This is a genomic window from Hydrogenophaga intermedia (assembly GCF_023715105.1).
In the GTDB taxonomy this organism is placed as follows: domain Bacteria; phylum Pseudomonadota; class Gammaproteobacteria; order Burkholderiales; family Burkholderiaceae_C; genus Hydrogenophaga; species Hydrogenophaga intermedia_A.
This window is the reverse complement of the sequence record NZ_JAMBNO010000013.1, coordinates 103521-122705: the sequence shown is the minus strand read 5'-3', so window position 1 is coordinate 122705 and position 19185 is coordinate 103521. Positions and strand designations below refer to the sequence as shown.

Sequence of the window (19185 nt, the reverse complement as noted above, 5' to 3'; positions counted from 1 at the left end):
CACGGGCGTCCAGCGTCCAATGAAACCCGGCTAAGCTATTGATTCCATCAGCGCATCAATGCTTCGACATGTCGCTCACCGCCCGCCACCCCCGCACCCGCCCGATCGGCATGGGCCACCTGCGCGCCTTCGAGGCCGTGGCCCGACACCTGAACTTCCGCGCCGCGGCCGAGGAACTCTCGCTCACACAGAGCGCCGTGAGCCGCCAGATCCAGGCGCTGGAAGACGAGGTGGGCGTCTCGCTGTTCCTGCGTCACACCCGCGCGGTCGAGCTCACGGGGGCGGGCTCGCAACTGCTGCGCGCGGCCAGCAGCGCGCTTGAACGCATGGACGCCACGGTGCGCCAGATCCGCCAGAGCGCGGGGCGCAAGAGCGTGGCCATCACCACCTGGGCATCGTTCGCCTCGATGTGGTTGATTCCGCGCCTGGAGGCCTTCCAGCGCGACCACCCCGACATCGACATCCGCATCGACGCCACCGACTCGGCGGTCGACCTGTCCACCGCCGATGTCGACCTGGCGCTGCGCTACGCCGTACCGCAGGCGGTACCGGCGGGCGCCATCCGCCTCTTCGGCGAGAAGCTCACGCCCGTGGCCAGCCCCTGGCTGCTGCAGAGCCATCCCATCCAGCGCATCGAAGACCTCGCGGGTTGCGCGCTCATCGAAGCCGGTGACGCGCACCGTACCCGCCACCTCGAATGGCTGACCTGGCAGCGCTGGCTCGACCACTTCGCCAGCCCCGAGCCCGCGCCCACGCCACGCGGGCGCGCCAAGGCCGCGCAACGCCCGCGCCTGAATCCGCAGCGCTGGCTGTACTTCAACTACGCACAGCAGATCGTGCAGGCCGCCGTGATCGGCCAGGGCGTGGCGCTGGCGCGACTGCCGCTGGTGGCCGAGAACCTGGCCAGCGGTGCGCTGGTGGAGCCGCTGCCGCACACGCGCATCGACTCACCGCTGGTGTACTGGCTGGTGATGGCGCCGCGCAGCCCGCAGCGCCCCGAGGTCAAGGCCTTCGCCGACTGGCTGCTCCAGCAGGCCGCACTCACGCGCGAGGCGATCGGCGACGTGCCGGATCCCGACACCGTGGACAACATCGACTGACCCCATGCACAACAGCAACCTGCGCAGCATCGTCGCGATGCTCATCGCCGTGGGCTTCTTCGCCCTCATGGACGCGGTACTCAAGACACTCTCGGCGCGCTACCCCGCACTGCAGATCGCCGCGCTGCGCGGCCTCACCGCACTGCCGCTCGTGCTGCTCTACATCGCCTGGCGCGGCGCCTGGCACACGGTACTGCGCGTGCGCTGGCCACTGCACGTGCTGCGCGGCGTGCTTGGCATCGTCATGCTCACGCTGTTCACGGTGGGCGTTCGCACACTGCCGCTGTCGGCCGCGTACACGCTGTTCTTCATCGCGCCGTTGCTGATCACCGCGTTGTCGGTGCCGGTGCTCAAGGAGCGCGTGCCGGCAGCGCACTGGTGGGCCATCGGCGTCGGTTTCGTGGGCGTGCTGATTGCGCTGCGCCCCAGCGGCGCCGACCTGCAGGCCAGCCTGGCCACCACCGGAGGTCTGGCGGTGCTGGGCGCGGCGCTGTGCTACGCCGTGACGGCGGTGGCCGGGCGTCTGGCCACCCGTACCGACAGCAGCGAGGCACTCATCCTCACCATGATGGTGGCGATATCCGTGGGCGCAGGGGCGCTGGCCTGGCCGAACTGGCAGGCAGTCGCCCGCGCCGATCTGCCCTTGCTGCTTGCGCTGGCGATCACCGGCTTCGGCGGCCAGCTCGCCATCACCGAGGCGTTCCGGCATGGGCAAGCCTCCATCGTGGCGCCGTTCGAGTACAGCGCGCTGGCCTGGGGCCTGGGGCTGGACTGGCTGATCTGGCAAACGCTGCCGGCCTCGCACACCTGGCTGGGCGCGGCCATCGTGATCGGCAGCGGGCTCTACCTGATCCGGCGCGAGAAGCGCATCAGCGAGGTGCACGCCACGGCCGAGCACCCGTGACGGTCTTCAGTCCACCGGCCAGGCAACGCCGGTGTCCACCAGAATCGCGTCCAGTGGCATGTCGTGCGGCTCGGGGCGCAGTTCGGGCAGGAAGGCGAAGTCGTAGCCCAGGCCCACGGTGAACGGCCGTGGCGCCAGCGTGGCCAGCGTGCGGTCATAGAAGCCGCCGCCGTAACCCAGCCGGTAGCCGCCCGGGCCGTAGCCCACGCAAGGTACGAAGATGAGTGTGGGCTGCACCACCTCGGTGTCCTTGGGCTTGGGGATGCCGTAGGCGTCTTCTTCCATCGGGCAACCCGGGTACCAGGTGTGGAAGGTCAGCGTCTTGTCGATCTTGTTGATCACCGGCAGGCCGATGCGGCGGTGACGCTGCTGGCCCTGCGCGTCTTCCTCCAGCCCGGCCTCCTGCCAGCGAAACAGCGCGGGCAGCGGATCGAACTCGCCCTTGATGGGCCAGTAGGCACCGATCACCGCGTCGGGCCGGTTCACGAGCCACACCCGCATCACGCGCTGCAACTGGTCGTTGCGCCAGAGACGGTCGGGCAACGCCTGGCGCTTGTCGATGAGCGATCTGCGCCAGCGGGCCTTGGCCTCGCCCGGAGAGCCGCCGGCCGTCCTGCCGTCGGGGAAAGGGGAACTCTGACCGGGCTTGCTGTCCATAATCGACGTGTGTTCCGTGTGCTCGAGATTCAGGGAAGCGAGATGACATTGACTTTGCCACCGGGTTCGCCCGTGGACTCGCCCTTCGCGCGCACCGCGCGACTGGGCCGCCGATTGATTATGGCGGGCCTGCTGCTGCCCGCCCTGGCCGCCTCGCAGCCGGCTGCAGACAAAGCCGTGCTGGACATGCGCGAGGCCTTCCGCAAGAACCAGAGCACCGAGCTCACGCGCCTGCTGCCCGCCACGCGCGGGCACGTGCTGGAGCCGCTGGCGCGCTACTGGGAAATGCGCGTGCGCCTGGACAGCGCAAGCCCGGCCGAGATCCGCGCCGCGCTCGACGCCATGGCCGGCACCTACTGGGAAGACCGGCTGCGCAACGACTGGCTGCTGCAACTGGGCAAGCAGCGCGACTGGGCACGCTTCGAGGCCGAGCGGCCCTTGTTCCGCATGAACGACGACCGCCAGGTCACCTGCTACACGGTGATGCTGGACGCCGCGGGCAGCCGCCTGCCGCCCGAGGTGGCGGCCGAACGCGTGCGTGAGCTCTGGCTCGCCCAGCGCGACGTCGACGACGGCTGCGCCACCGCGGCGCAGGCGCTGCTGGCCAGTGGCCACCTCAAGGACACGGTGGTGTGGCAGCGCGCGCGACTGATGATGGAGGTCAACCGCCCGGCCGCAGCGCGTCAGGCGCTGGCGCTGATCGACCCCGACCGCGCGGCGCAGCTCGAAGCCATCGCCGACAACCCGGCGCGTTACCTCGACGACAAGATCACCGCCATCCGCCCCCGCACCAAGGAACTGGTCACGCTGGCGCTGGTCCGCCTGGCCGCGCAAGACCCGAACGCCGCCGCCGCCGAGCTCGACAGCCTCAAGTGGCGCAGCCAGCTCAGCGCCGAGGAGCGCGGCTGGGCCTGGGGCGCCATCGGCCGCCGCGCGGCGCAGCGCCTGCAGGACGACGCGCTCACCTTCTATGCGCGCGGGGAACTGCAGCACATGACGGACGAACACCTGGCCTGGATGGCGCGCGCCGGCCTGCGGGCCGGCCGCTGGGCTGCGGTGCGTGACGCGATCTACGCCATGAGCCCGGCGCAGCGGGGCCAGACCGCCTGGGTCTACTGGCGCGCCCGCGCCATCGAGGCGCTGGCCGAACCCGACGCCACGGTGGCGCGCGCGCAATCGCGCGCCTTGCTCGAATCGATCGCCGCACCGGACAGCTTTCACGGCATGCTGGCGCTCGAAGCGCTGGGCCTGCCCATCACCGCGCCCGCAGCACCCGAGCCGCTCACGGCCGAGGAGCGCCGCGCCGCGGCGCAAGATGCGGGCCTGCGCCGCGCGCTCGCGGCCCTGCGCCTGGGCCTGCGCGGCGAGGGGGTGCGCGAGTGGAACTACCAGGTGGCCCTGCACAGCCCCGGCGGCATGGGTGACCGCGAACTGCTGGCCGCCGCCGAACTGGCCTGCCGCGAACAGATCTGGGACCGCTGCATCAACACCAGCCTGCGCACGCGCGAGGTGATCGACCAGACGCAGCGCTTCCCCACGCCTTACCGCGAACAGGTCGTGGCACGCGCGCAAGAAATCGGCCTTGACCCTGCCTATGTCTACGGCCTGATCCGTCAGGAGAGCCGCTTCGTCACCGACGCCCGCTCGCACGTCGGCGCCTCGGGCCTCATGCAGGTGATGCCCGCGACCGCGCGCTGGACGGCGCGCAAGATCGGCCTGACCGACTGGCGCCCGCAACAGATCACCGAGCGCGACACCAACATCCAGATCGGCACTGCTTACCTCAAGTTTGCGCTCGACGACTTCGAGGGCTCGCTGCCGCTGGCCGCGGCCGCCTACAACGCCGGCCCCAGCCGCGCGCGGCAGTGGCGCAACGGCCCTGTGCTGCCCGGCGAGATCTGGGCCGAGAACATTCCGTTCGAGGAGACGCGCGATTACGTGCAGCGCGTGCTCGCCAACACCACGCAGTACGCGGCATTGCTTTCCGGCCAGCCGCAATCGCTGCGCGCGCGCCTGGGCCAGGTGGGCCCGCGCAGCGCCACTGCCGCAGCGGTGAACACCGAACTGCCCTGAGCGCTTTGTCGACCCTGGAAGAACACCCCATGAAAAACGTCCTCGTGCTCGGCGGCACCGGCTTCGTTGGCCGCCACACCTGTGAACGCCTGCACCGCGAAGGCTGGCAGATCACCGTGCCCACGCGGCGGGCGCGCAACGCTGCGGCGGTGCAGCACCTGCCGCGCGTGACCGTGATCGAGGCCGACGTGCACGACCCTGCGCAACTGCTGCGCCTCATGGCCGGGCATGACGTGATCGTCAACCTCGTGGCCATCCTGCATGGCAGCGAGGAGGCCTTCGAGCGCGTACACGTGGAGCTACCACTGGCCATCGAGGAGGCCTGCCTGGCCGAAGGCGTGTCCCGCGTCGTGCACGTGAGCGCTCTCGGCGTGGCGACAGATGCGCCGTCGCGTTACCAACGCAGCAAGGCGCGCGGCGAGGAGGTGCTGCGCGGCGCCAACCTCGACCTCACCGTGCTGCGCCCGAGCGTGATCTTCGGTGCTGGCGACCGCTTCCTCAACCTGTTCGCGCAACTGCAAGGGCTTGCGCCGATGGTGCCGCTGGCCTGCGCCGAGGCCCGTTTCCAGCCGGTGTGGGTGGAAGACGTGGCGGCCGCGATCGCCGCCTGCCTGCGCGATGACGCCATCGGCCGGAGCACCCAGGGCCAGACCATCGAATGCGCCGGCCCGGACGTGCTCACGTTGCGCGAGCTGGTGCGGCTTGCCGGCCGCCATGGCAGCCACGAGCGCCCGGTGATCGGTCTGCCCGCCGCGCTGGGCCGCCTGCAGGCCGCGGTGATGGAGCTCATGCCCGGGCCGCCCCTCATGAGCCGCGACAACGTTGCGGCCATGTCGGTGCCCAACGTCGCCAGCGGGCAGCTGCCCGGGCTGAACAGCCTGGGCATCGCACCGGCGAGCGTCCACACGATCGCGCCCACCTACCTCGGGCAGCGCAATGGGCGCAGCCAACTACTGCATTGGCGGCAGCAGGCTGGACGTTGATCGGATGAATCGCGCCGCGGCGCCCTCGAAAACTGTACTGGGTTGGTGTTATCTGGCAGACTCGCGCCGCTCTTGAATGAGCACCTTTAAACTACTTTCAGGCACAGGCGCAACATGAACGTCCAGACCCTCGTCCAACCGCCGCAGCGCGGCCGCACGACCGCCAACAGCGTCGACACCCAGCGCGATGTGGTGAACCGCCTCAAACGCATCGAAGGCCAGATCCGCGGCCTCATCGAGATGGTGCAGACGGAACGCCCCTGCGAGGAGGTGGCCCAGCAGATGTCGGCCGCGCGCAAGGCCATGGACAAGGCCTTCTACCGCATGATGGCCTGCAACGTGATGGACGCCGTGGCCGAGGTGGCGGTCGAAGGCCCGGTCATGCGCGACGTCGAGCGCTCCACGCGCATCCTCGAAAAGTACGCCTGAACGCCCGCCATTCATGACGGGCCCGCATCCATCGGGCCCGCATTGCGCATCGATCGCAGGGCCACCGCGCTCTACCATCGGCGCTCCACACGGAGCACACCATGGCCCTGCAACTCATCATCGGCAACAAGAACTACTCGTCCTGGTCCATGCGCCCCTGGGTGCTGATGCGCCAGGCCGGCATCCCGTTCGAGGAAATCCAGATCCGGTTCGACTCGTTCGAGGCCGACTCGGTCTTCAAGCAGCGGGTGAAGGCCATCAACCCGGTGGGCAAGGTACCCGCCCTGGTCGATGACGGCTTCGTGGTCTGGGACTCGCTGGCCATCGCGGAGGCCCTGGCCGAGCGCTTTCCCGACAAGCACCTGTGGCCGACCGACCCGCGCCAGCGCGCACGGGCCCGCAGCGTGTGCGCCGAGATGCACAGCGGCTTCAATGCGCTGCGCAGCCACTGCCCCATGAACATCGAGGCTGCGCTGCCCGACGTGGGCGCGCTGATCTGGCGCGATCAGGCTGGCGTGCGCGCCGATGTCGAGCGCCTGGTGGCCATGTGGCGCGACCTGCTGGCAGCGCAAGCCGCGGGCGCCCTGCTGTTCGGCAGCTTCACCATTGCCGACGCCTTCTTTGCACCGGTGTGCACGCGCATCCGCACCTACGCACTGCCGGTGCCCGACGATATCCAGGCCTACGTTGATCGTGTGCTCGCCCTGCCCGGCGTGCGGGCCTGGATCGACGATGCCTTGAAGGAGCACGATTTCATCGCCTTCGACGAGCCCTACCGCGTGGCGCCGGCGCCGCGCTGAATGCCCTTGGGTCGCAACAGACCCTAGACTCGCGCCCATGCAGATTTACCTGGTGGGCGGTGCGGTGCGCGATGCCTGGCTGGCGCGCGAGTTCGGCTGGCCCGCACCCGGGCGCGCGGACCGCGACTGGGTGGTTGTGGGCGCCACGCCAGAGGCGATGGCGGCCGCGGGTTACGAACCCGTGGGGCGCGATTTCCCGGTCTTCCTGCACCCGCAGACGCACGAGGAGTACGCGCTCGCGCGGACTGAGCGCAAGACCGCACCGGGCTACCACGGCTTCGCCTTTCAAGCCGCACCCGACGTCACGCTGGAAGAGGACCTCGCGCGACGCGACCTCACCGTCAATGCGATGGCGGTGGATGCGGCACACGCCGATGACCCCGCCAACGCGCCACTGATCGACCCCTGGGGCGGGCTGGCCGACCTGCGCGCACGCGCGCTGCGCCACGTCACGCCGGCCTTCGCCGAGGACCCGGTGCGCATCCTTCGCGTGGCGCGCTTTGCGGCGCGCTGGCCCGACTTTCGCGTGGCGCCCGAGACGATGGCCCTGATGCGCGCGATGGTGCAACACGGCGAGGCCGACCACCTGGTGGCCGAGCGCGTGTGGCAGGAGGTGGCGCGCGGCCTGATGGAGGCGCGTCCGAGCCGGCTGATCGCCACGCTGGACGACTGCGGCCTGCTCGCCGCCTGGGGGCTCGACGCCCTGAAGCAATCGGCGCTCGGCCCCGAACGCGCATCGGTACTCGAAACACACCCGCTGTTTACCGACGCACCACTGCCGGTACGCTGGACCTGGCTGGTGACCGCACTGCGCGACGAGGCGGCCCTGCGGGCGCTGGCCGAGCGCTGGCGCGTGCCCAATGACGCGCGCGATCTGGCCCTGCTGGTCCACCGCGAGCGCGAGACGTTGCGGTCGGCGGGCGATGCCGACACCATGCTCGAACTGTTCAATCGCTGCGATGCCTGGCGCAAGCCGACGCGCTTTCTCGAGGGCTTGCGGGTCGTCGAGGGCGAGGCCTTGAGCGCGCCCGACGCCGGTGCCGCGGTGCGCGCGGCCACCGCGCGGCTGGCACAGGCGCTGCAGCGTGTGCAGGCCCTGGATACCGCTGCCATCACCCGCCAGGCGCTGGGCGAGGGCCTGAGTGGCCCGCAGGTTGGCGAACGGCTGCGGGCCGCGCGGCTCGCCTGCCTGCAGGAAGCGCTGGCGCAACCGGTCTGAAACGGGTCGCAAGGGGCGCGCTCGACCACCATCGAGCGGGCTGTCAAGCCGGGCGGATTTTCCGCAGTGCTGCACTGCGGCAAACCCGCCACCGCTTGCCCCTGACCCCCGAAGCGCGGTACGGTAAGCGGTTGATGACGACGACGCTGCCCACCTTGTCGGCCCGGCGATCGGCGCTGTTCCTGGATTTCGACGGCACCCTGGCCGACCTCGCCAGCCGCCCCGACGCCGTGCAGGTTCCCGACGACCTGCCGCCCTTGCTCGACGCCCTGCACCAACGACTCGATGGCGCCCTGGCCATCGTGACCGGGCGCGCGCGCGACGACCTGCGGCGCTGGCTGCCTGCGCAGCGCTGGCCTGGCGCCTTCGAGCACGGTGCGGTGCGCGTCGCGGGCGACGGCCGCCTGCGCCTGGCCGACACGCCCGAACTGCAAGCCCTCGCCGACCTCGCACAGGATTTCGTCTCGCGGCATCACGGCCTGGTGCTGGAGCGCAAGCAGACCTCCCTATCACTGCACTACCGCCTCAACCCCGCACTCGGCCCGGCCTGCCTGGACCTGTTGACACAGGCGCTCAATGGCCGCGATGACCTGCAACTCATGCATGGCAAGGCGGTGGTCGAGGTCAAGTCAGCGCAGGTCGGCAAGGGCTACGCCATCGCAGCCTTCATGAGCGAGGCGCCCTTTGCAGGCCGCCGCCCCTGCTTTGCGGGCGACGACGTCACCGACGAAGACGGCTTTGCCGCCGTGCATGCACTGCAGGGCGAGACCATCAAGGTCGGCGACGGCCCGACCCGCGCGCAGCACCGCTGCGCCAACCCCCAGGCGCTGCGGGCCTGGTTGCGCCACGCGCTGGAGACCTGCACATGAGCCCTGGCTTCGCCCGGAGTGCCCCGCCGTCACTGAACCTCGGCGTGATCGGCAACTGCACCATCAGCGCCCTCATTGATCCGCGCGCGAGCCTGGTCTGGGCCTGCCTGCCGCGCTTCGACGGCGACCCCGTGTTCTGCGCCCTGCTCGGCGGCGAACACAGCGACCAGGGCGACTGGGCGATCGAGATCGAGGACTTCGCCGAGGCTCGCCAGCGCTACGAACCCAACACAGCGGTGCTCGTGACCGAACTGTGGGACGTGCACGGCCAGGGACTGCAGATCACCGACTTCGCGCCACGCTTCGCCTCGCGCGGGCGCTTCTTCCGGCCGATGCAGATCGTGCGCCGGGTGCGCGCGCTGCGCGGCGCACCGCGCATGCGCGTGCGCCTCACGCCGCGCTTCGACTGGGGCGCCCAGGCGCCGCGCATCACCTCGGGCAGCAATCACATCCGCTACGTGGGCGAACACCTCACGCTGCGCCTCTACACCGACGCCCCCGTGAGCCACGTGCTCTCGGGCGAGCCCTTTCTGCTGATGCAGGAGCACAACTTCCTGCTCGGTCCCGACGAGACCCTGGGCGACGGCGTGGGCGAGACCGCGCGCCGCTTCGAGCAGGAAACCACCGCGTACTGGCGCGGCTGGACGCAGCGCCTGGCATTGCCGCTCGAATGGCAGGACGCGGTGATCCGCGCCGCGATCACGCTCAAGCTCTCCCTGTTCGAGGACACCGGCGCCATCGTGGCCGCCATGACCACCAGCATTCCCGAAGCCCCCGACAGCCAGCGCAACTGGGACTACCGCTACTGCTGGCTGCGCGACGCCTTCTTCGTGGTGCGCGCGCTCAACAGCCTGTCCGAGATGGGCACGCTGGAGGACTACCTGCGCTGGCTGGCGAACGTGGTGGTGGGCAGCACGCGCGAGGGCAACGGGCACGTGCAGCCGCTGCTCGGCATCGGCCTGGAGCGCGCCCTGCCCGAGCGCATCGTCGGCACCCTGCCCGGCTACCGCGGCATGGGCCCGGTACGGGTGGGCAATCAGGCGCACGAGCATTTCCAGCATGACGTCTACGGCAACATCGTGCTGGCCGCCGCGCAGGCCTTTCACGACCAGCGCTTGCTGCACCAGCCGGGGCCCGACGAGTTCGAGCGGCTGGAGGCGATCGGCGAGCAGGCCGTGCGCGTGTTCGACCAGCCCGACGCCGGCATGTGGGAGCTGCGCACCCGCGCCCGCGTGCACACCTCCTCCGCGCTGATGTGCTGGGCCGCGTGCGACCGCCTGGCCAAGATCGCGCGGCGACTGCAGCTGCCCGACCGTGCGCAGAAGTGGGGCGAGCGCGCCAGCGCCATGGGCGAACGCATCCTGCGTGAATCGTGGAGCGAGGAACGCCAGGCCTTCGCCGAGAGCTTCGGCGGGCGCGATCTGGACGCCAGCGTGCTGCTGATGGCCGAGGTCGGCCTGATCGACCCGATGGACCGGCGCTTCGTGTCCACACTGCACGCGCTCGAGAAGCACCTGTGCGACGGCCCCTACATGCGCCGCTATGAGGCCTCGGATGACTTCGGCAAGCCCGAAGTGGCCTTCAACATCTGCACCTTCTGGCGCATCGATGCGCTTGCACGCACCGGGCGAACGGCCGAAGCGCGCGCGGTGTTCGAGGCCATGCTCGCGGTGCGCAACCCGCTCGGCCTGCTGTCCGAAGACACCCACGCCACCACCGGTGAGATGTGGGGCAACTTCCCGCAGACCTACTCGATGGTCGGGCTCATCAACGCCGCGGTGCGGCTTTCTGCCCCGTGGGACTCAGTGGTATGAGCCGCCTGGTGGTCGTCTCCAACCGCGTGGCCGACCCGCGCAAGACCGCGGCCGGCGGCCTGGCGGTGGCGCTCGGCCAGGCGCTGGAGCGTTCGGGCGGCCTGTGGTTCGGCTGGAGCGGGCACATCACCGAAGGCGGTACGCCGGGCGAGGGTGAGTTGCATCTGCAGCAGGCCGGCGCGGTGCAACTGGCCACGGTGGACCTGAGCCGCGAGGACCACGACAGCTACTACCTGAACTACAGCAACGGCGTGCTCTGGCCGGTGCTGCACAACCGGCTCGACCTGGCCGACTTTGACGCCGGTGGCTTCGCCGGCTACCAGCGCGTCAACCGCCTGTTCGCGCAGCGCCTGAAGGCCCTGCTGAGGCCCGACGACATCGTCTGGGTTCATGACTACCACCTGATGCCGCTGGCGGCCGAGCTGCGCGCCATGGGCTGCGAGCAACGCATGGGCTTTTTCCTGCACGTGCCGCTGCCGCCACCGCAGCTGCTGGCCGCCCTGCCCGAGAGCGACCGGCTGATGCGATCGCTTTTCGCCTATGACCTGGTGGGTTTTCAAAGCCGCAACGACGTGGCGCATTTCTCGCGCTATGTGGGTGTCGAGGTGGGCGCCGACGTGCTCGGCGAACACGAGTTCCGTGCCCACGGCAAGACCCTGCGCGCGCAGGCCTTTCCCATCGGCATCGACGTCGAGGAGTTCCAGGCCCTGACCGAAGGCAAGGAAGCGCGCGAGATGCACGAGCAACTCAAGCGCGAGTACGCGCGCCGCCGCCTGCTGGTGGGCGTGGAGCGGCTCGATTACTCCAAGGGCCTGCCGCAGCGCCTGAAAGCGTTTCGCACGCTGCTGCAGAACTACCCGGAAAACAAGGGCAGCGCCACGCTGATCCAGATCGCCTCGCCCAGCCGCGAATCGGTGGACGCCTACGCCGCGCTGCGTTCCGAACTCGAAAGCCTCTCGGGGGCCATCAACGGCGAACACGGTGAGCTCGACTGGATGCCGGTGCGCTACATCCACCGCAACGTGGCGCGCAAGCGCCTGCCCGGGCTGTACCGCGCGGCCGCGGTGGCGCTGGTGACGCCGTTGCGCGACGGCATGAACCTGGTGGCCAAGGAGTACGTGGCCGCACAGGACCCGGCCGACCCCGGCGTGCTGGTGCTCTCGCGCTTTGCCGGCGCGGCCGAGCAGCTGCACGAAGCCCTGCTCGTCAACCCGCACGACACCGGCCGCACGGCCGAGACCATCCAGCGCGCACTGCAGATGCCGCTGGCCGAGCGGCAGCAGCGTCACGCGGCGCTGCTCGACCGCATCCGCACGCAGGACGTGCACTGGTGGCGCGAGGCCTTCCTCGCCGCCCTCCGAGAGACACGCAAGGAGTCCGCATGAATGAAAACCTCATCGACCTGGCCGCCGCCTGGTGGGCCGGCCTGGGCGGCGCCGCCACCACGGCGCTGCGCATCACCCTCATCCTGATCGCCGCCTGGGTGCTGATCGGCGTGCTGCAACGCGGCATCCGCAGCATGCGCCAGCGCATCGCCAGCCGCCTGGACGACCGCGAGGCCGCCAAACGCGCCGAGACGCTGGGCCGGGTGTTCCGCTACCTGGTGGCGGTGGTGGTGAGCCTGATCGCGGGCATGCTGGTGCTGGGCGAACTCGGCGTGTCGGTGGCGCCCATCCTCGGCGCGGCCGGTGTGGTGGGCCTGGCGGTGGGCTTCGGCGCACAGAGCCTCGTGAAGGACTACTTCACCGGCTTCTTCCTGCTGCTGGAGAACCAGATCCGTCAGGGCGACGTGGTGCAACTGGGCAGCCACTCGGGCCTGGTCGAAGAGGTGACGCTGCGCTTCGTGCAGCTGCGCGACTACGACGGCAACGTGCACTACGTGCCCAACGGTCACATCACCACTGTGATCAACATGTCGCGTGGCTTCAGCCAGGCGGTGATGGACATCGGCGTGGCTTACCGCGAGGACGTGGACGCCGTGATGGCGGTGATGCGCCGCGTGGGCGAGGACATGCGCGCCGACGCAGCCTTCGGCCCGCGCATCCTGGACGCGCTGGAGATCGCCGGCGTCGACCGCTGGGCTGATTCCGCGGTGGTCATCCGCTGCCGCTTCCGCACCCAGCCGCTGGAGCAGTGGGGCGTGCGCCGCGAGTACCTGCGCCGCCTCAAGGCCGCCTTCGACGCCGAAGGCATCGAGATCCCCTACCCGCACCTCACCGTCTACGCCGGCGCCGACCGCGCGGGCAAGGCGCCCGCCTTCCCGATGCAGCAAGTGACGCAACACTGACCCGCGGCGCACCGGATTGCCCGACTGCCGCACGCAAGATTGGCGGGCGGCGCTGGCTTCCCGGTGCACGCAGTGCCACCATGCATGGCTGCTCCAACGCCGGAGGCTTCCATGCCCGCACCCAACCCGCTCAACCCGCCCCTGGCCGAGGGCATCCGGCGGCTGGGCTTTCGCAAGTGGTACGAGCGCGAGTTGCTTTCGAGCCACGCGCACATGGCGCTGGCGGTGCTGGCCGCCGTGGCGCTGCTGGCCAGCTTCGAGGCCTTCGATGGCGCCAGCCGCGAAGAGAAGATGCTCAACACGGTGTTCGTGGTTGTATCGGCCGCCGTCACGCTGTGGTCCCTGCAGCGCTACACCTATCTGCTGATGCACGCCGAGGAGCTGGCCAACCAGGCCAATTGCCCGCGTTGCCAGGCCTACGGCCAGTTGCGGCTGTCCGAGCGGCCCGCGCGCACCGAAAGCACCGACGGCAACGCCCAGCGCCTGGTGCCCGTTTGCTGCAAGCGCTGCGGCTTCGAGTGGGACCTGGACGACGGCTGAGCCGTGCTCAGCCGAACACCGAATCGCTCTCGGCGTGGGCCGAGCCGATGAAGACACGCAGCAACGGCCCCTGCAGGTCGTGCTCCCACAGCCGGCCCTGCACCGTGAATTGGCGCCCACCGACGCGAAACACGTCGCCCGGGATCGGCGCCACGCCGTGGCCGCGCCAGTAGTCGGGCACCATGAGCTGCATGCGGCGCAGCCAGGCTTGGTCTTCGGGGGTGAACACGAGAACCGTGCGCAGGGGGTTGCTCATGCGGCCTCCATGAACGGGTTGCGGAGCAGCCCAGCGTACCCCAAGGCCGTGCTCAATCCAAGCCGTCCAGGCTGCGCGCCGCACCCATCAAGGCCGGCGACTCGGGCGCGGTGATCACCCACACCGGAATTGGACGAAGGTAGTCGGCATAGCGGCCCTTGCCTTCGAAACGCGTGCGAAAGGCGGAGGCGTCAAAGCGTGTGCCCAGGCGCGGCACGATGCCACCGCCGATGTAGACGCCACCGCGCGCGCCCAGTGTGAGCGCGAGGTTGCCGGCCACCGTACCCAGCAAGGCGCAGAACACGTCGAGCGCGGCCACCGCCTGTGGTTGGCGTGGCGTCAAGGCCGCTTCGACCACCGCGGCCGGCGTCTCGATGCCATGGGTGGCTGCGCCCTCGGCCTCGCACAGGACACGGAACGTGTCGAGCAGCCCGTCGCCGCTGCACACGCGCTCGGCCGAGGCGTGGCCGTGGCGGCGCGCCAGCCCATCGACCACCACGCGCTCGCGCGCGTCCTGCGCGGGCAGCGTCACGTGCCCGCCCTCACCCTGAAGCGGTATCCAGCCGCCACGCCCGTCGGGCACGAGGCCCGAGACGCCCAGACCGGTGCCTGCGCCCAGCAGACCGATCGCGCCCTCAGCATCCGCTGCCGCGCCGCCGACCTGGCGACGGTGCCTCTCGGGCAGCGCCGGTAGCGCCAGTGCGAGCGCGGTGAAGTCGTTGAGCACGCGCAGGTGCCGCAAGCCCAGCGCGGCCTGCAGATCGCGTTGCGAGAACGCCCAGTCGTGGTTGGTCATGCGCACCGCGTCGCCCAGCACCGGGCTGGCGATCGCGATGGCCGCCGATCCCACCGGGCCGGGTGCCTGCGTGTCGAGGTAGTGGCGCAGCGCGTCCTGCAGCCGCGCAAACCCGGCCACCGGCAGCACGGTCAGGGCTTCGATCGGTGCGCCGGGCGCGGCCTGCCAGGCAAAGCGGGCATTGGTGCCACCGATGTCGGCCAGCAGGCGGGCGCAGGGTAGAGGCGATCTCATGGCGGGAAATCATAGGGGGCTCTGCGCCGCAGGAACCACAGCACATCCCGCGTTACCCAGACAACGACCGGCAGCGCGCGCTGCCACCTGTTGCGCAGAGCACCCATGAACGACGTTCATTCCCTCGACGATCCGGAGACCCTCGACGCCCTCATCGCAGCGGCCATCGACCAGTCCGACCAGCTGCTCGGCTTCGTGCGTGAAGACGGGACACCGGCCTGGCGGTTGCTGGCAGCAGATGACCACTGGATCGATGTTGCTGTCATCGATAGCGGCCTGCTCACGATCAGCACCGGCATCGGCATGAGCGGGCCCGCGCAGGGCTCGCACAGGTTGCACGAACTCATGCTGCAGTACCTAGGTTTTCACGCCGACGCCGCGTTCAGCATCGACGCAACTGGCGAACACCGACTGCAACAGACCCTGCCCGTCACCGCGCTTGCGCAAGAGCGGCTTGGAGAATGCCTCGAGCGTTTCGCCAACCGGACACATGCATGGCGCAGCCTGATGCAGTCGCCCAACGCCGCCGGGGCATCGACCATCGAGGGGCTCGCAGGCATTTCTCAGGGCCTGCGCGCCTGAACCCATCCTCGGCCCCAATCCAGACAAACCAGCACCATGAGTCTTCAGAAGTTCCGACAGGACGTCAGGCAAGCCGTCAGCATCAAGAACAAGGTGGAAGTGCCCCGAGGTGACCCCAAGCGCCTCGGCGACATGGCCACGCCTTTCCAGCACCACGCCGTCGCCGGGAAGTACCTGCGCTACAAGAACGGCAAGCTCTACAGCAAACTGTTTTCACCCACCGAGTTCCTGGCGCGGCTGGGCGACAAGCCCTCGCGTGAAGCCCTGCGGCATCAAAGCAAGGCCGCGCTGGGCGAGCTCGCGAGGCGGGTGGACGATCTGTACGGCGCAGGCACTGCCGAGCGCATCGGCCTCACACAGGACCACGCGGCGCTGACCAGCCGCACGCTCAACGACCTCGACTACCACGCCGCAGCCGCGGCCGCCCTGCACCAACTCGGCGTCTGTCACGACGCCAGCGTGGCCGAGCGGGACCAGGCCATCCAGACCCTCAAGACGCGGATGCGCAACGCCGTGGCCGACGACGCCAGCCAAGCGGCAGACCTGCGCAAGCTGGCAACAACCTGCGCCCACCAGCAGTGCCCGAACGACGTGAAGGAACTGGCGCTGGCGCGCGATGCAATGAACAGCCTCGCACCCAACTACCCTCAGACGGGCGACGAGACCGCCATCCTGCAGATCAAGCTCGCGATGCATCCGCTGCTGAGCGATCCGACCCGTGCCATGTCGGCCCGGGAGGCGGCCCAGGCCTGCGCGGTGGCTTACCACCGCGACCTGGCCAAGGTCGAGAAGATGCTGGCGTCGATGAACCTGATCACCGAGACGCCGCGGGACGCCGTGCAATGGCCGGGCCGGGAAGCCCTGCAGATTGTCGCCAGCTCGCGCCAATCACCTTTGTCGAACCATCCGCAGGCCATCAAGGCAGCGGCGCTCCGCTTCGCCCTGGGCACGCTGCGCCCGGCGATGGATGACAACGCGGCCAGAACGGCCGCAGATGAAATCGCCCTCAGCGAAGACTTTCCCGAACTGAACGCCGAGACCCTGACGTTGATCAAGGCGACCCACGAAAAACACCAGCGCGTCAGCCCCCCGTTGATGCGGCAGACGCGGCTTGACAATCTGCTGCGGGAAGGCACGCCCGATCCCATCAAGCGGCGTGAGTGGCTCAAGCGCGAGCTTCAGGTTGCCGCCGACGACGCCAACGATCCCAACCAGGCGTTCTCGGCCAATACCCCGATCGGCAAGACCATGGCGGTGCAGGCTGGCAAGACGCCGGGCATGAAAACGTTCCTCGACACCCACCTGCCGGCGATCGACGGCTTGATCGCTTCGCTGCCGCCCGACCTGGCACGACAGAACGCCAGCGATCTGTTGCGGGACACGGTGGCGGCATTCCATCCGCTCTTCGCCCAGGCCGGCCTGGAAGACCAGCTGCCCGCAGACTTTCGCAAGGACTTGCGCATCGGCATCGACGCCATCGACGCCAGCAGCAACACCCCCGAGCGCAAGGAAGCCCTGAAGAACGCCTGGCGCAACGACATGCTGGCGCGCTACGTGTTGGCACCGGCCCTCGAAAGGCACGTGATCGCCAAGGCTGTTGCGCGCGAGGACGCTTCCACGGCTGCGGCGCTGCTGCGTCAGACTTTCCTGAGGATGGTCGACTGCCCCACCGAAGGCGATCGCGCCCGCATGGACCCTGCCGACCTGGCCGCCTGGGACCAGTTCCTGCTCGCCTGGCGCAGCTTCCTGTCGCGCGCGGACATGCCGCAGGACAACGCAGGCGCCTGAGCCCTCTTCAGCCCGTCAACCGGGCGCGCACCCAGCGCACGATGTCGGATGCACCCATGGCCCCGGGTTGGCGGGCAATCTCGCGCCCGGCCACGAACAAGGCCAGCGTGGGGATGCTGCGGATGTTGTGCTGCGCCGCCAGGGCCGGCGCCGCCTCGGTGTCGACCTTGACCACGCGCACCTGCGGCTCGAGCTCGCGCGCCGCGGCCTCGTACTGCGGCGCCATGGCGCGGCAGGGGCCGCACCAGGGCGCCCAGAAGTCCACCAGCACCGGCAAATCGGATTTTTCGATCGTCTTGGGAAAGCCGGCTTCGTCCAGCGACACCGGCGCACCGGTGAACAGCGGGCGGTGGCAACGCCCGCAATCGGGCGCGGCATTCAGCGCCTCGGGCAAGAGTCGGTTGGTGGTGCCGCAATGCGGACACACGGTGTGCAGGGGCAGGGCGCTGGCGTTCATGGCGGGCCAGTTGCGGCCACCGCGCTCGAACTCAAGGCCATCAGATCAGGTAGCCGATGAGCGAGGCCACCAGGCTGAGCAGCACCGTGCTCGCGAACGGCAGGAACCATTCGCGGCCGAAGGCCTTGAAGTGAAAATCGCCGGGCAATCGGCCGAAGCCGAGCTTCTTGAACAGCGGCGTGGCCCAGCTGATCAGCAGCAAGGCCAGGAAGATGACGATCATCCAGCGGATCACGGCGGGATTCCTCAGAGACGGTGCGTGCGGTCGCCGCTGGCAAAGCCCAATGGCACCCAGCCGGCACTGCTGGCGCGCGGCGCCAGGGCGATGACCTTGAACAGCTCGCCCATCTCGTGCTCGTTCACGAGCTTGAGCAGGTTGGCGTTCTCGCGCACGCCCGCATCGCGCGCGAGATCGATCAGGCCGGCGTTGAGCAGGAAGCGGCCCTGCCCGGTGTAGCCGATCACGTCCAGCCCGGCGCCCTGTGCGGCAAGTGCGATGCCGGTGAAGTTGACGTGCGCGGTGAGGTCCTTCTCGCCCGGGGCGCCCAACACGTCGTCGTCGCGCCGATGCGCCCTGTGCGCCACCAGGGTACCCATGGCGCGCTGCGGGTGGTAGTACTCGGCCTCGGGGAAGCCGTAGTCGATGAGCAAGGCCGCGCCGCGCGCCAGGCGGTCGCCCAGCGTGCGCACGAAGGCCTCGGCCTGCGGGTGGATCTCGGTCAGGTAGTCGTGCTCACCGGGCACGGGCAGTGGGGGGCGCAGCGCCGTGGGGCGGTCGGCCCAGGCCAGGCGATCGCCGCCGTCATCGGCCAGTGCCACACCGCGCTCGAACCAGGCGCCGCCGACGCGCGCGAGCAGCGTCACCGGCATCGCATCGAGCACCTCGTTGCCCACCACCACGCCCTCGAAGCGCTCGGGCAGCGCATCGAGCCATTGCACGCGGTCGGCGTGGGCGGCCAGCGTGGCGCGCTGGCGTTCGCGCAGCGCACCCGACAGGTCAACGATGCGGTAGCCCTCGAGCGGCTGGCCAAGTTCTGCCAGGCCCTCGATGAGCTGGCGCGCCAGCGCGCCGCTGCCGGCACCGAACTCCCAGACCTCGCGCGTGCCGGTGGCCGCGAGCGCCTGCGCCACCTGGCGCGCCAGCGTGCGGCCGAACAGCGGCGTGAGTTCGGGGGCGGTGACGAAATCGCTGCCTTGCTGCGGCAGGTGGCCGAACTTGCGGCTGCCGTGGGCGTAGTACCCCAGGCCCGGCTCGTACAGCGCCATGGCCATGAAGCGATCGAAGGGCAGCCAGCCGCCCGCGGCGCGGATGGCCGTGGCAATGCGTGCCGACAGGGGGCTCGCTACACTCTTGGCCTCGTTCACGGGTGCGGTGTTCACGCGCCGCATTGTCCCCG

The 19185-nt window shown here is 69.8% G+C and carries 20 protein-coding genes; 14 read left to right on the top strand and 6 right to left on the bottom strand.

Annotation, left to right across the window (positions count from 1 at the left end; genetic code table 11):
* The first annotated feature begins 68 nt into the window (after positions 1 to 68).
* Both M3149_RS13840 and M3149_RS13835 read left to right on the top strand, forming a co-directional pair.
* On the top strand, positions 69 to 1100 hold the full coding sequence (locus M3149_RS13840; RefSeq protein WP_251710132.1) for a LysR substrate-binding domain-containing protein: 1032 nt from the start codon (positions 69 to 71) through the stop codon (positions 1098 to 1100).
* A gap of 4 nt (positions 1101 to 1104) precedes the next feature.
* Positions 1105 to 2004, top strand: a complete 900-nt coding sequence (locus tag M3149_RS13835) for a DMT family transporter (protein WP_251710131.1) — start codon at positions 1105 to 1107, stop codon at positions 2002 to 2004.
* Positions 2005 to 2010: 6 nt separating this feature from the next.
* Here M3149_RS13835 and M3149_RS13830 read toward each other — a convergent pair whose 3' ends face one another.
* Entirely contained in the window at positions 2011 to 2661 is a 651-nt protein-coding gene (locus M3149_RS13830; RefSeq protein WP_251710130.1) for a 5-formyltetrahydrofolate cyclo-ligase, read from the bottom strand.
* A 120-nt stretch (positions 2662 to 2781) separates the two neighbouring features.
* Here M3149_RS13830 and M3149_RS13825 point away from each other — a divergent pair, with 120 nt between their 5' ends.
* From M3149_RS13825 to M3149_RS13780, 10 genes are all read left to right on the top strand, one after another.
* Positions 2782 to 4734 (top strand): transglycosylase SLT domain-containing protein, encoded by a 1953-nt coding sequence (locus tag M3149_RS13825; RefSeq protein WP_435370746.1) that lies wholly within the window; start codon positions 2782 to 2784, stop codon positions 4732 to 4734.
* A 29-nt stretch (positions 4735 to 4763) separates the two neighbouring features.
* Complete coding sequence (locus M3149_RS13820; protein ID WP_251710128.1) at positions 4764 to 5717, top strand: complex I NDUFA9 subunit family protein; 954 nt, start codon at positions 4764 to 4766, stop codon at positions 5715 to 5717.
* 114 nt (positions 5718 to 5831) lie between these two features.
* A complete protein-coding gene (locus M3149_RS13815) occupies positions 5832 to 6146 on the top strand; it encodes a metal-sensitive transcriptional regulator (RefSeq protein ID WP_251710127.1) in 315 nt (104 codons plus the stop codon).
* A 101-nt stretch (positions 6147 to 6247) separates the two neighbouring features.
* On the top strand, positions 6248 to 6946 hold the full coding sequence (locus M3149_RS13810) for a glutathione S-transferase family protein (protein ID WP_251710126.1): 699 nt from the start codon (positions 6248 to 6250) through the stop codon (positions 6944 to 6946).
* 37 nt (positions 6947 to 6983) lie between these two features.
* Positions 6984 to 8165 (top strand): multifunctional CCA tRNA nucleotidyl transferase/2'3'-cyclic phosphodiesterase/2'nucleotidase/phosphatase, encoded by a 1182-nt coding sequence (locus tag M3149_RS13805; RefSeq protein ID WP_251710125.1) that lies wholly within the window; start codon positions 6984 to 6986, stop codon positions 8163 to 8165.
* A 134-nt stretch (positions 8166 to 8299) separates the two neighbouring features.
* A complete protein-coding gene (gene otsB, locus M3149_RS13800) occupies positions 8300 to 9034 on the top strand; it encodes a trehalose-phosphatase (RefSeq protein ID WP_251710124.1) in 735 nt (244 codons plus the stop codon).
* Positions 9031 to 10848 (top strand): glycoside hydrolase family 15 protein, encoded by a 1818-nt coding sequence (locus M3149_RS13795; RefSeq protein ID WP_251710123.1) that lies wholly within the window; start codon positions 9031 to 9033, stop codon positions 10846 to 10848. Before otsB ends, M3149_RS13795 begins: the two co-directional genes overlap by 4 nt.
* Positions 10845 to 12233 (top strand): alpha,alpha-trehalose-phosphate synthase (UDP-forming), encoded by a 1389-nt coding sequence (gene otsA, locus M3149_RS13790; protein WP_251710122.1) that lies wholly within the window; start codon positions 10845 to 10847, stop codon positions 12231 to 12233. The genes M3149_RS13795 and otsA overlap by 4 nt, the downstream gene beginning before the upstream one ends.
* Positions 12230 to 13135 carry a mechanosensitive ion channel family protein gene (locus M3149_RS13785; protein ID WP_251710121.1) on the top strand — a complete coding sequence of 302 codons (906 nt, stop codon included), beginning with the start codon at positions 12230 to 12232 and terminating at the stop codon, positions 13133 to 13135. The genes otsA and M3149_RS13785 overlap by 4 nt, the downstream gene beginning before the upstream one ends.
* Before the next feature lie 111 nt (positions 13136 to 13246).
* Entirely contained in the window at positions 13247 to 13675 is a 429-nt protein-coding gene (locus M3149_RS13780) for a hypothetical protein (RefSeq protein ID WP_251710120.1), read from the top strand.
* Between the two features lie 7 nt (positions 13676 to 13682).
* Here the strand turns inward: M3149_RS13780 and M3149_RS13775 are convergent, their stop codons facing one another.
* Both M3149_RS13775 and glk read right to left on the bottom strand, forming a co-directional pair.
* Entirely contained in the window at positions 13683 to 13931 is a 249-nt protein-coding gene (locus M3149_RS13775) for a hypothetical protein (protein ID WP_251710119.1), read from the bottom strand.
* A 52-nt stretch (positions 13932 to 13983) separates the two neighbouring features.
* Positions 13984 to 14961 (bottom strand): glucokinase, encoded by a 978-nt coding sequence (gene glk, locus M3149_RS13770; protein WP_251710118.1) that lies wholly within the window; start codon positions 14959 to 14961, stop codon positions 13984 to 13986.
* A 105-nt stretch (positions 14962 to 15066) separates the two neighbouring features.
* On the opposite strand from glk, the gene M3149_RS13765 reads away from it, so the two are divergent.
* A complete protein-coding gene (locus M3149_RS13765) occupies positions 15067 to 15543 on the top strand; it encodes a type III secretion system chaperone (protein ID WP_251710117.1) in 477 nt (158 codons plus the stop codon).
* A gap of 36 nt (positions 15544 to 15579) precedes the next feature.
* Positions 15580 to 17331, top strand: coding sequence for a hypothetical protein (locus M3149_RS13760; RefSeq protein ID WP_251710116.1), 1752 nt, complete (start codon positions 15580 to 15582; stop codon positions 17329 to 17331).
* A gap of 7 nt (positions 17332 to 17338) precedes the next feature.
* On the opposite strand, the gene trxC is transcribed toward M3149_RS13760, so the two are convergent.
* Genes trxC through M3149_RS13745 form a run of 3 tightly spaced genes read right to left on the bottom strand, consistent with a single transcriptional unit; the run spans position 17339 to position 19177 of the window.
* Entirely contained in the window at positions 17339 to 17788 is a 450-nt protein-coding gene (trxC, locus tag M3149_RS13755) for a thioredoxin TrxC (protein ID WP_251710115.1), read from the bottom strand.
* A 40-nt stretch (positions 17789 to 17828) separates the two neighbouring features.
* Positions 17829 to 18023, bottom strand: coding sequence for a DUF2905 domain-containing protein (locus M3149_RS13750; protein WP_251710114.1), 195 nt, complete (start codon positions 18021 to 18023; stop codon positions 17829 to 17831).
* Positions 18024 to 18034: 11 nt separating this feature from the next.
* Positions 18035 to 19177, bottom strand: coding sequence for a class I SAM-dependent methyltransferase (locus tag M3149_RS13745; protein WP_251710113.1), 1143 nt, complete (start codon positions 19175 to 19177; stop codon positions 18035 to 18037).
* Between the last annotated feature and the right edge of the window lie 8 nt (positions 19178 to 19185).